Here is a 12,059-nt window from a genome sequence, read left to right on the forward strand (position 1 = left end):
TTGTACGCTGGCGCACTTCCGCAGGATACGGTGCCTTTTGCGTTGTAAGCAGGATGTGTACGTATTTAGCGAAAGATCCTTTCAACTAAAGCGGGCGTTGAGATTCGCCGCTGATCATTCGGTGATTTTTCGAACAACTTCTATATAAAAAAGCATAATTAAAAAGCTGCTCCCATCGGCCCAGTATCCGGCAGGAAACAGCTTTCATAGATCACTTTTACTTGACTTCACGATTCCTCATTTGAGGGAAGAGCAGCACGTCGCGGATAGAGACTGAATTTGTCAGTAACATAATCAGCCGGTCAATGCCGATACCCAATCCCCCGGTAGGCGGCATGCCATATTCCATCGCTTCGAGAAAGTCTTCATCGATAATCTGTGCCTCATCATTTCCCGCCTCTCTTTCGCGCATCTGCTCTTCGAATCGCGCGCGCTGATCGATCGGGTCGTTCAGTTCACTGAACGCGTTGGCATGTTCACGTCCGACAATAAATAGCTCAAACCGGTCGCTGAAACGGGGGTCATTAGGATCTTTTTTAGCCAGAGGGGAAATGACAACCGGATGTCCAAATACAAAAGTCGGCTGGATTAATGTCTCCTCCACTTTTTGCTCGAAGAATTCGTTGACAACGTGTCCATAAGTCATGTCATCTCTGACTTCTACACCGTTTTCAACTGCCAGTTTCCGGGCCTCTTCATCAGACATTTCGGGCCACAGATCCACACCGGTTGTTTCCTTAATGGCGTCAACCATGTGAACTCTCCGCCAGCTTGGTTTGAGATCAACTTTTTTATCTTCGTAAGTGATCTCCATCGTGCCAAGTACCTTTTTAGCCACTGAGGAAATCAGGCTCTCAGTTAGAACCATGATGTCCCGCAGATCATCATAGGCTGCATAGAGTTCAAGCATCGTAAACTCTGGATTGTGCTTCGTGTCGATGCCCTCGTTGCGATAGACGCGGCCGATCTCATAGACTTTTTCAAATCCACCGATAATCAGCCGTTTCAGGTGCAGCTCGATAGCAATTCTCATATAGAGATCCATGTTCAACGCATTATGATGCGTAATAAACGGACGTGCCGCAGCACCGCCGGGAATAGAATGCATCGTAGGCGTTTCTACTTCCAGATAATTCTCACCATCCAGATAGTCGCGGACGGTCTGGACAATCTTACTCCGCAAAACAAATGTCTTCCTGACCTCCGGATTCACAATCAGGTCCAAGTATCTCTGGCGATAACGCTGTTCCACATCTTTCAGCCCGTGAAACTTATCCGGCAGCGGACGCATTGCCTTTGAAAGAACGCTGAAGTTTGTGACCTTAATGGAAAGTTCACCTACATGCGTTTTAAAAATCGTACCCTCTACTCCAACAAAGTCTCCGATGTCGATACGCTTAAATATCTCGTACTGTTCGTCGCCTACATTGTCTTTTCTGACATAAAGCTGAATTCTTCCGTTAAAGTCCTGCATATCTGCAAAACCGGCCTTACCCTTGCGCCTTTTCGCCATTAAGCGACCGGCCATGACAACGGAAACAGGTTTTTCTTCCAACTCCTCTTCAGTCATCGAGCTATAGAGCGTGCGGATTTTTTCTGTATCATGGGTGCGCTCATAGCGGCCGCCGAAGGGATTAATCCCTTGTTCAATTAAATCCTTCAGCTTCTCGCGTCTTGCCTGAAGCTGATCGGTCAGATCTACTTCCTGACTCATGTGCTTTCCAACCTCCAGTCATTTCTTGCTGTACCGTGGCCTCTCCGGTTGATACAGCTTTAGCCAGCAATGCGGCCGTTGGATGAGGCCGGCAGCTGGCAAACTTTTTTTGCAACAAGTTTCTTCTTGACGATGCAGATTATTTATTAGATCATAAATAAAACTGCCAGTAACACCACCGGCAGTTTGATATCTATCAAAATTATAGAGAATTTCAGAATTACTGTCAACTTTGTCCGGCTGATGCCAATTCTTCCTCTGACTCCCGCGCATATTGCTTCAGCAGTCTGTGCAACTCATCAGCACCATTGCAAACATTGATTTTCTTTCTGACCTCATTTCCACCGCGCAGTCCTTTAACGTACCAGGCAGCATGCTTTCTCATTTCTAGAGCAGCAAGATGTTCTCCTTTTAATTTGATCAGCTGGTCAAAATGAAAAAGGCAGACATCTATTTTTTCCTTCGCTGTTGGTTCCGGACATAGTATGCCGCTTTCCAAATATTTCACCGTACGATAGAGCATCCACGGATTCCCGAGCGCACCCCGGCCAATCATCACGCCATCCGCTCCCGTTGTTTCCAGCATGCGTTTGGCATCCTGAGGCGTCTGGACATCGCCGTTTCCAATCACCGGAATGCCAACGGATTCCTTGACTTGGCGGATAATATCCCAATCGGCATTCCCTTCGTACATTTGTACTCTCGTCCTGCCGTGAAGAGCAACAGCCCGCCCGCCGGCTCTTTCTACAGCCTGTGCATTACGGACGGCAAAGATATGATCGTCATCCCAACCCTTGCGCATTTTGACCGTAACCGGCTTGTCCACGGCGTCAACGACAGCTGCAACCATTTCATAAATTTTGTCCGGATCAAGCAGCCATTTGGAACCGGCATCGCACTTAGTCACTTTCGGAACCGGGCAGCCCATATTGATATCAATAATATCGGCATTTGTATTTTTGTCGACATACTTTGCCGCCTGAACAAGTGTTTCTCTCGAACCACCGAAAATCTGTAGGCTGAGTGGTTTCTCGCGATCATCAACATACAGCATGTTCATAGTTTTTTTATTGTGATGAATGATTCCCCTGTCAGCCACCATTTCAGCACAGACCAAACCTGCCCCGAAACGTTTGGCAATCAACCGGAACGCAGAATTGCAGACCCCGGCCATCGGTGCAAGAACCACTCTGTTTTTCAATTCTACTGATCCTATTTTAAGCATGAGAGCACCTCATTATTTCAATTCATCTGTATTCGGAAATGGTTAACTATCAAAAGATGTGATGCAATTATAAATTTCTCATTTCCTTGACAGATATGCTCAGTTTATCACAAATTTTTTCAACAAGCTCTGCTGAAGGTTCTCGATTTTCTCTTTCGATTTCACCGAGAAAAGACAGCGAGATCTCTAGTTCTCGGGCCAATTCAATTTGCGTGTAGCCTTTCAATTTTCGAAAAGCCCGAATCTTCCTTCCCCATTGTTCTTTTTCCATAATCTTACTCCCTCTTCTGCATTAAGACTCTGCCAAAGCTCGATCACTGAGCGATTCATGCCTGGAACAATAACATGCGGGGCAATTTCGGAAAGAGGTTTTAGGACAAATGCACGACGGGGAATTTCCGGGTGTGGCAGGGAGAGTTTCTCCGTATTTATTCTGCACTGATTAAAGAGCAGTATATCGAGATCGATGGTTCTCGGACCCCAATGAATTTCACGCTTCCTCATCAGTGATTTTTCAATGCGCTGAATTTCTTCAAGCAAAGCCTGGGGCGGAAGCAGCGTCTCTATCTGTACCGCCATATTTAAAAATTTATCTTGCCCTACCGGCCCGTAAGGATCCGTTTCATAGATCGAGGAACAGCGGTCCAGCCGTACGCTGTTTATTTCGCTTAGTGCTATCAGAGCCTTTTTCAAAAAGTCTTCACGATCGCTGATGTTGGATCCCAGACCTAGGTAGGCCATTGAACGTTTACGTTCGATTTCCACGCCTACCGATTCATAGTGGCCGGCAATCGGCGGATCGGGTTTGGTCACCCGGATCCGGCAGGAAGCAGCCTGGGGAAAAGTTTTCAGGAGCCGCTCTGAGATGCGTTCGGCAACTGCTTCAATCAGTACGCAGGCAGGACCTTCAACAATTTTTCCGACCAGGTTGTAAACTTCCGCATAATCGACCGTCCGTTCGAGGTTGTCCGAGACGCCGGCCGCGTAAAGATCTGTATCCAACTCTACATCAACAATAAAACGCTGGCCTATCTTATTTTCTTCCGGCAAGGCGCCATGATAGCCATAAAAGCTCATTCTCTTCAAAATGATTTTATCAGCCACGGTGATCCTCCTGAAGCATCGTGTCCATCATCCTCGCCATCTGTGCGATTGGTTTGACATCGTGAACCCGCATAATCTGGCACCCCTTTGCAATAGCCAGACAGACGGTCGCGCCCGTACCTTCCACACGCTTGTCAACCGTCACATGGAGTGTTTTGCCAATGAACCCCTTCCTTGAAGTACCCAGCAAAATCGGATAACCCAGTTCATGAAAAGCTTCAATGTGATTCATAACGATTAGATTTTGTTCGTAATCCTTCGCAAATCCGATACCTGGATCAAGAATAATATTTTCAGGCGCAACTCCGGCATCAAGTGCCAAATTAATGCTAACCTGAAGATCCGTCTTCATATCTTCGATGATGTCCCGATAGTGATTATTGTCCCGATTGTGCATTAGAATGATTGGGGCGTTGTATTCGGCGGCGGTTGCAGCCATCTCCGTATCGGCTTTTGCGCCCCAGACATCATTAATAATGTCCGCTCCTGCATCCAATGCCTGTCGGGCTGTTTCTGCTTTATAGGTGTCAACCGAGATCGGAATATCCGTATGCTGTCTTATCGCTCGAATCATCGGCACGATCCGCTCAACTTCATCCTTCACCGACAACGGTGTATAACCCGGCCGTGTGGATTCGCCCCCGACATCGATCATATCTGCACCATCCTGCTCCATTTCCAGTGCGTGCTCTACTGCCAGATCAATCTTGTTAAATTTTCCACCATCCGAAAAGGAGTCCGGCGTGACATTTAAAATACCCATAATCACCGTTTTCACCTGATAATCAATGACCTTTTTTCTTGTTTTTAATAAATGATAGGGTGAAACCTGAAAGGAACATGCAGGCAATTCAAATCCTCCCTTACAAAGCTAATTCATCTTAACGTTGATAAAAACAGTATAGCACAGCGTCCCGTTTCCTCAGCCGTAAAATTTTCTGACGCAAGCCAAACCCGGTGCGCTGGACATACACAAAAGAGGACCCGCAGTCCCGGTCCTCTTCCTGAATCAACTTCACATTGTTACCTATTGTTACCTGATCAGCCGCTCAGTCTTCGGCCTGATACAGTGGTGTACTCAGATATCTTTCCCCGTTATCCGGTACGACCACAACGACTTTCTTTCCTTTTCCCAGCTGTTTTGCGACCTGTACACCGGCATAAATGGCAGCTCCACCGGAAATGCCGGACAAAACGCCTTCTTTTTTGCCCGCAAGGCGCGCATATTCGAAAGCCTGTTCATTCGAAACATCAATCACTTCGTCATATATTTCAGTGTTCAGCGTATCCGGGATGAAGCCGGTACCGATCCCCTGGATCTTGTGCGGTCCGCCTTTTCCGCCATTCAGCACAGGTGAATCCTTAGGTTCAACCGCAAAAATTTTAATATCTTTGAACTTTTCCTTGAGCGCTTTCCCTGTCCCGCTCAACGTTCCGCCGGTACCGACGCCGGCTACAAAAGCATCGAGGGAATCAAAAGCAGCAGCTATTTCTTTTCCTGTTGTCAGATAGTGAATCTGCGGATTTGCCGGGTTTTTGAATTGCTGCGGCAAAAAATAGCCTTTTTCTTCTGCCAGTTCCTGAGCTTTAGCGATGGATCCCTTGATCGCCTGGGCACCTGGTGTCAGAATGACTTCCGCGCCGTATGCTTTGAAAAGTTTGCGCCGCTCAATGCTCATCGTTTCCGGCATCACAAGTATCGCTCTATAGCCTTTGACCGCAGCAACAAGTGCCAAGCCTATCCCCGTATTACCGCTTGTCGGTTCAATGATCGTATCATTCGGCTTCAGTTTCCCGTCTTTTTCTGCAGCTTCAATCATGGCGAGCGCAATCCTATCTTTGACACTGCTCCCGGGATTGAAGTATTCGAGTTTCGCATAAAGCTCCGCATCATTTTCTTCCGTCAGGTGATTCAAACGGACAATCGGTGTATTCCCGATTAATTCAGTAACTGAGTTAGCAACCGTCATGTGCTCGCTCCCCTTTAATTAAAAATCGTAGTAATCATGTATGATTTATATATTATAGTATCAATATTCTTTTTTCTCGTCAATTTTGGAGAAAATAAAAAGGTCAGCGGCAGGCCGAACTACTTCAGCATGGCCTCTAATTCTTCTTCGGAAAAATGATAACTGTTTTTGCAGAAGCGACAGACAGCATCCGCTCCTTGATCCTCTCTGATCATCGTCTGAATCTCCTGAATGCCCAGTCCGGCAATTGAATGGCCAAATTTTTCTTTTGTGCATGTGCATTTAAAATGGACCGGTGCGTGTTCAAGAACCTGATAATCGTGATCCGGAAACAGATCTTCAAGCAGGTTATCCGCTGTACGGCCTTCATCAATCAGCCTGGAAATCGGCGGAATTTCGTTCAGGTGCTTCTCTACCTTCCCGATCACGGATTCCGGTGCTCCCGGAAGGACCTGTATCAGAAATCCTCCTGCCGCCTTGACCGAGTGGTCGGGATTGACCAGCACACCAACACCGACAGCTGAAGGGATCTGTTCAGATCTTGCAAAGTAATAGGTAAAATCATCGCCTATTTCACCGGAAACGAGCGGCACACGTCCAGTAAAGTTTTCCTTGAGACCAAGATCCCTGACAACGCTTAGAAAACCTTTTGATCCGACAGCCCGCGCAACATCCAGTTTACCTTTTTGATTGAGATCAAAATGAACCTCGGGATTTGTTACATAGCCGCGCACATTTCCTTGTGTATCCGCGTCGGCAACGATCACTCCTATCGGTCCCTCGCCTTGCACCGTGACCGTTATTTTCTCGTCACCTTTCATTTGAACTCCCATCATCATCGTTGCCGTCATCGTCCTGCCAATCGCGGCGGTCGCAGTTGGCCAAGTCCGGTGTCTTCGCTGCGCTTCACTCACGGTATCTGTTGTTACCGCTGTAATGACTCTTAATGTTTTATTGCAGGCGAGAGCCCTGACAAAATAATCACTCATTCGCACCCATCCTTACTCTTTTTCTTAGCAGTCACATATGCTGATTGCGCTGATAGATCAAATACAGCCCTTTTAGTGTCAGCAATTTGTCTACATGATCAATAGCATCTGTTTCTTTGGAAACCAATGTACATAATCCTCCCGTTGCCACCACCACCGGTTCGGAACCTGACTGCCTTTTCATACGTGATACAATGCCCTCAACCTGGCCAACGTATCCGAAAAGGACGCCTGACTGCATGGCATGAATCGTATTGCGTCCAACAATATCCGGCGGTTTTGCAATTTCAATTCTCGGCAATTTGGAAGCTTTTTCATAAAGAGCCTCAGTGGAAATATTAATGCCAGGGGCAATGGCTCCGCCGATATAATCGGATCTCTCATCGATATAACAATAGGTAGTCGCGGTTCCAAAGTCGATTACGATGATCGGCGGCCGGTAATCATGGATGGCTGCTACCGCGTTCACAATCCGGTCTGCACCGATTTCTCTTGGATTATCATATTTTAGATTTAATCCAGTTTTAATGCCCGGCCCAACGATCAGCGGGCTGACATGAAAATATTTCTCGCACATCCGTTCCAAGGCAAAAAGGAGCGACGGCACAACTGTGGAAATTGCCGCACCGCTGAAATCACTGAAAGACAAGCCGCTGTATTGCAATAAACTATTTACAACCATTGCAAACTCGTCTTCTGTTTTTTCACGATCTGTGGAAATCCTCCAATGGTATTCGAGCTTTCCGTTATTGAAAACGCCCATCATAATATTTGTATTACCGACGTCGCACACAAAAATCAAAACGATCACCACCATTTAAAAAGAGACACCTCCTGTTTGGAAATGCCTCTCTCATTATATCATGATACATTCATTGAATGACTATCAGAGTTTCCGGTCGTCCGGATGATTATTCCCGTCCTCTTCATTAGGTACACTGCTATCCTTTGGGAGGATGTTGACTTTGATATCAGTCGACGGATCAGAATCGGTACCTGCCGATGGCCGGGTATTCGGATTGGAAGACGAATCACTATTCGGTTCTTCTTTTTCCTGATCACCATTTTGATGACCATAACGGTTCTTGCTTGGTTCAATATATTTTCCTGTTTCATACAATGACTTGATCTGTCCCTCATCAAGTGTTTCAACCTTAAGCAGTGTTTGGGCAATCAGTTCAAGTTTATCGCGGTGCTCCGTAAGCAGCTTCCTACAGCGGTCATACTGTTCCTTCACAATTTCCTGGACTTCGGAATCAATTTCGAAGGCGATTGTATCACTGTAGTTCTGCTCATTCTGCAAATCGCGGCCCAAAAAGACTTGCCCACCGTCATTATTTCCATACTGGATAGGGCCCAACTTTTCACTCATACCGAATTCTGTAACCATTCGCCTGGCGATATTTGTGACACGCTGTAAATCATTGCTGGCACCCGTGGATATTTCACCGAAAATCACCTCTTCAGCGACACGGCCGCCGAGCAACCCGCAGATTTTCTCCTCAAGTTCGGGCTTAGTCATCATGCCGCGGTCTTCCTTAGGCAAAGACACCGTATAGCCGCCCGCCTGGCCACGGGGAATGACTGTCACTTTATGAACCTCATCGGCACCGTTCAGGGCCAGACCAACGATCGTGTGCCCGGATTCATGGTAAGCAACAATGTTCTGTTCCTTTTTCGAAATGACACGCGACTTTTTGGCTACACCGGCAATGACGCGCTCAACTGCTTCGTCAATGTCTTCCATGGTGATCACTTTTTTGTTCGCCCGGGCCGCAACCAGCGCGGCTTCGTTAAGCAGGTTTTCCAGATCGGCACCAGAGAAACCCGGCGTCAATTTTGCAACAGTCTTCAGATCAATATCTTTTGCCAGAGGCTTATTGCGCGCATGAACACGCAAAACAGCTTCGCGTCCGATAAGATCCGGGCGATTGACCGGAATCTGGCGGTCAAAACGCCCGGGTCGCAACAGCGCCGGATCCAGAATATCCGGACGGTTCGTTGCGGCAATGATAATAATACCCTCATTAGCTCCGAACCCATCCATTTCGACAAGCAACTGGTTCAGGGTCTGCTCACGTTCATCATGGCCACCGCCCAGTCCAGCGCCACGCTGGCGGCCGACCGCATCAATTTCATCAATAAAAATGATACATGGTGAATTCTTTTTTGCCTGATCGAAAAGATCGCGAACACGCGATGCACCGACACCGACAAACATTTCCACAAAATCCGACCCGCTGATTGAGAAGAATGGAACCCCTGCTTCTCCTGCAACAGCACGTGCAAGCAATGTTTTACCAGTACCTGGAGGGCCTTCAAGCAAAACACCTTTCGGAATTCTTGCTCCGAGAGCTACAAATTTCCTTGGATCCTTCAAAAAATCAACAATTTCCACAAGTTCCTGTTTTTCCTCATCGGCACCGGCGACATCTTTAAATGTAACTTTCTTTTTATCCTCGGAATAAAGTTTTGCTTTGCTTTTTCCAAAATTCATCACACGGCCACCGCCGCCCTGCGCCTGATTCAACAGGAAGAAAATCAGGAAGAAAATGATCGCAAACGGAACCAGCGAAGTAAGGAATGTAATCCATCCGCTCGTTTGCTGGGCAGGTTTGACATCGAGATTTAGCTTATGGTGCACCATATTCGTAACTTGGTTGACTGCCTGTTCGCTTGCCGGAATATACGTTTTAAATGTTGTGTTTGAATCATAACTCTTCAGTCGTCCGGTAACCGCATAAACACTTCCTTCAGGCTGAAGGACTGCTTGGTCCACCTGGCCAGCACTCAAATTCTTTTCAAAAGCCGTATAAGTCATCGGCCTGACGCTTTTATTGTTTTCAGTCAGCCAGCTGACAATGCCTATAATAACAACAAAAATAAACAAATATATAATGATGTTCTTAAAAAGTCGATTCATGCCTTACCTCCTCCCGCTCTAACAAAACCATATTTTATAGTACCACATACAACTGGACGGCCTCAAGAAAACAACCCATTACAACCTCAAAAAATATCTGCCGGAATATCCGAAACAGCAGCCGGTTCCCGCACCGGTTTCACGATTTATAAATTTCCGGCTTCAAAATGCCAATGAATGGAAGATTCCGGTATCTTTCAGCGTAATCAAGGCCATAACCGACAAGAAAGGCATCGGGAACTGCAAAACCGGTCATGTCAGGCATTACAGGCTTGTTCCTTCTTGAGGGCTTGTTCAGAAGTGTGACAATTTTAATCGACTTGGCCTTCCTCGTTTTGAACAAATCCACCAGATAGCTTAATGTCAGACCGCTGTCGATAATGTCTTCAACAATAAGGATTTCCCTGCCTTCTACTGAAGTATCCAGATCTTTTAATATTTTTACTTCACCGGATGAAACAGTTGAGTTGCCATAGCTTGAAACATCCATGAAGTCAATTTCAATCGGAACACTAATCTGTTTGATCAGGTCTGCCATAAAAGGAAGCGCGCCCTTCAGAACGCCGATAACGAGAGGGAAACGTCCCTTATATTCTTCAGAAAGTTCCTCTCCGAAATCACGAACCTTTTTCTGAATTTCTTCTTCCGTAATTAATATTTCCCTGATGTCTTCCTTCATCCCTGAGTCCTCCCAAAATCATCAGTCGGCATGAAAACCAGCTTAAGATACATCCTTTCACAATCCGCTGTTCTCTGCGGCAGCTCCCGGGCCCTTCTGAGCAGAGGCAGCCAGAGTATCGTACCCCTGCCATCAACCACGATCGGCCAGTTTTCGCGTTTCTCACGGTCAACCTTCTCATTGATAAAAATACGCTGCACTTTCTGTGCGTGGCTCATGCCGTTCGCATTCATCCGGTCTCCGGTTCGCCAGGTCCTGACTCTGAGAGGGGTCCTAACATCGTGCAAATCAAGGATCAGGCTGTTGCGCCCCCCGTCGGTCACCTGAAATCCTCCGTCCAGAAAATCTGCAATCATCTTCCCTCCTGGCAACACTGTCGTTCCCGGTACCTGTATCAGCCGATCATAACCTTGATCCGGGCTTTGGGGCGAGAATCCAATGATACAGACACCATAAGATTTTCTGGCGATAAGGTTTTTTGGAAAAAAAGTACCGCCGGAAGCCCGGTCGGAACGCATAAGCTGTATTAAATTTTCGATATGTATAGATTGATGCAAGGGCTTTATTTGTCGGTTCGTGTAAAGATAATTTAATATTAGATGAATCATTCTCCTTTGTAAAGGCAATGGAATCGATAACAAAGCAGAAATTGACAATTTTACCTGATCAGTCTTTTTTTTCAGGATGACCTTTTTCAGATCATCCTTTGCAAGTCGCAGCAGGAGATCTTCATCCTCCGCAATTCTTTCACTTTCATATTGAAATTTAAGATGAACGGTCGGATTTTCGTTTTTCAGAAAGGGAAGAACCACTTTTCTGAATCGATTACGTGTATGATTGTCGGAGTTATTGGAAGGGTCATAGCGTGCCTTGATACCCCGGGATGAGCAGTAATTTTCGAGATCGCTCTTTGTCTGAGACAAGAACGGGCGGATCAGTTCAGCACAGGCAAAAGGGCGCCGTATCGGAATCCCGGATCTTGACATGCCGAAGCTCCCCCTTGTCTCCCGCATCAGCATTGTCTCAATCTGATCGTCGCCATGATGAGCCAGAACCAGTGCATCGGCATGAAATAGATGAACGGCTTCTGCAAACGCCCGATAGCGAAGCTCGCGAGCACCGGCTTCAGTGCTTAGCTTTTCTTCCAGGCTGTAGCGCTGCGCATCCACTGTCCTTCCATAAAAAACAAGATCGTTCTTCCTGCAAAATGCCGCAACATATTCAAGATCTTTCTGACTCTCAGCACCCCTCAGCCGGTGATTAACGGAAACAACAGCGAGCTCAAGCCCCCATTTTTCCCTCATCCCGCACAGGAAACAGATCAGCGCCATTGAGTCGGTCCCCCCGCTTACTCCTGCGACAAGCCGCATACCGGGCACGATCAACTGATGTTCTTTAATAAATTGTAGCACCCGTTCTTCAAAAGTCATTGCCCTTTTTCTCCCTATGAAACTT

Annotated in this window: 11 protein-coding genes; all 11 read right to left on the reverse strand. The window is 46.8% G+C overall.

Annotated features, from left to right (window positions below; genetic code table 11):
• Nucleotides 1–217 precede the first annotated feature (217 nt).
• Complete coding sequence (gene lysS, locus COP04_RS02070; protein ID WP_100486476.1) at nt 218–1,714, reverse strand: lysine--tRNA ligase; 1,497 nt, start codon at nt 1,712–1,714, stop codon at nt 218–220.
• 226 nt (nt 1,715–1,940) lie between these two features.
• The gene (gene dusB / locus COP04_RS02075) at nt 1,941–2,939 is read right to left on the reverse strand and encodes a tRNA dihydrouridine synthase DusB (RefSeq protein WP_100486477.1); all 999 of its coding nucleotides are present in this window, start codon (nt 2,937–2,939) and stop codon (nt 1,941–1,943) included.
• A gap of 67 nt (nt 2,940–3,006) precedes the next feature.
• On the reverse strand, nt 3,007–3,210 hold the full coding sequence (locus COP04_RS02080; protein WP_100486478.1) for a helix-turn-helix domain-containing protein: 204 nt from the start codon (nt 3,208–3,210) through the stop codon (nt 3,007–3,009).
• A complete protein-coding gene (gene folK / locus COP04_RS02085) occupies nt 3,162–4,043 on the reverse strand; it encodes a 2-amino-4-hydroxy-6-hydroxymethyldihydropteridine diphosphokinase (RefSeq protein WP_100486479.1) in 882 nt (293 codons plus the stop codon). Before folK ends, COP04_RS02080 begins: the two co-directional genes overlap by 49 nt.
• A complete protein-coding gene (gene folP, locus COP04_RS02090; protein WP_100489481.1) occupies nt 4,036–4,806 on the reverse strand; it encodes a dihydropteroate synthase in 771 nt (256 codons plus the stop codon). Before folP ends, folK begins: the two co-directional genes overlap by 8 nt.
• 286 nt (nt 4,807–5,092) lie before the next feature.
• Nucleotides 5,093–6,013, reverse strand: coding sequence for a cysteine synthase A (cysK, locus tag COP04_RS02095; RefSeq protein ID WP_100486480.1), 921 nt, complete (start codon nt 6,011–6,013; stop codon nt 5,093–5,095).
• Nucleotides 6,014–6,132: 119 nt separating this feature from the next.
• On the reverse strand, nt 6,133–7,002 hold the full coding sequence (gene hslO / locus COP04_RS02100; RefSeq protein WP_100486481.1) for an Hsp33 family molecular chaperone HslO: 870 nt from the start codon (nt 7,000–7,002) through the stop codon (nt 6,133–6,135).
• Nucleotides 7,003–7,033: 31 nt separating this feature from the next.
• Nucleotides 7,034–7,804 carry a type III pantothenate kinase gene (locus COP04_RS02105; RefSeq protein ID WP_100489482.1) on the reverse strand — a complete coding sequence of 257 codons (771 nt, stop codon included), beginning with the start codon at nt 7,802–7,804 and terminating at the stop codon, nt 7,034–7,036.
• 84 nt (nt 7,805–7,888) lie between these two features.
• Nucleotides 7,889–9,925, reverse strand: coding sequence for an ATP-dependent zinc metalloprotease FtsH (ftsH, locus tag COP04_RS02110; RefSeq protein WP_100486482.1), 2,037 nt, complete (start codon nt 9,923–9,925; stop codon nt 7,889–7,891).
• A gap of 139 nt (nt 9,926–10,064) precedes the next feature.
• Entirely contained in the window at nt 10,065–10,604 is a 540-nt protein-coding gene (hpt, locus tag COP04_RS02115) for a hypoxanthine phosphoribosyltransferase (protein ID WP_100486483.1), read from the reverse strand.
• Nucleotides 10,601–12,034, reverse strand: a complete 1,434-nt coding sequence (tilS, locus tag COP04_RS02120) for a tRNA lysidine(34) synthetase TilS (RefSeq protein ID WP_100486484.1) — start codon at nt 12,032–12,034, stop codon at nt 10,601–10,603. The genes hpt and tilS overlap by 4 nt, the downstream gene beginning before the upstream one ends.
• Between the last annotated feature and the right edge of the window lie 25 nt (nt 12,035–12,059).

This window comes from Sporolactobacillus pectinivorans (assembly GCF_002802965.1).
GTDB lineage: Bacteria > Bacillota > Bacilli > Bacillales > Sporolactobacillaceae > Sporolactobacillus > Sporolactobacillus pectinivorans.

Coding starts and splice junctions, on each gene's coding strand:
- hslO (WP_100486481.1), bottom strand. CDS start 7,002: ATGAGTGATTATTTTGTCAGGGCTCTCGCCTGCAATAAAACATTAAGA.
- ftsH (WP_100486482.1), bottom strand. CDS start 9,925: ATGAATCGACTTTTTAAGAACATCATTATATATTTGTTTATTTTTGTT.
- tilS (WP_100486484.1), bottom strand. CDS start 12,034: ATGACTTTTGAAGAACGGGTGCTACAATTTATTAAAGAACATCAGTTG.
- cysK (WP_100486480.1), bottom strand. CDS start 6,013: ATGACGGTTGCTAACTCAGTTACTGAATTAATCGGGAATACACCGATT.
- lysS (WP_100486476.1), bottom strand. CDS start 1,714: ATGAGTCAGGAAGTAGATCTGACCGATCAGCTTCAGGCAAGACGCGAG.
- COP04_RS02080 (WP_100486478.1), bottom strand. CDS start 3,210: ATGGAAAAAGAACAATGGGGAAGGAAGATTCGGGCTTTTCGAAAATTG.
- folP (WP_100489481.1), bottom strand. CDS start 4,806: ATGGGTATTTTAAATGTCACGCCGGACTCCTTTTCGGATGGTGGAAAA.
- dusB (WP_100486477.1), bottom strand. CDS start 2,939: ATGCTTAAAATAGGATCAGTAGAATTGAAAAACAGAGTGGTTCTTGCA.
- hpt (WP_100486483.1), bottom strand. CDS start 10,604: ATGAAGGAAGACATCAGGGAAATATTAATTACGGAAGAAGAAATTCAG.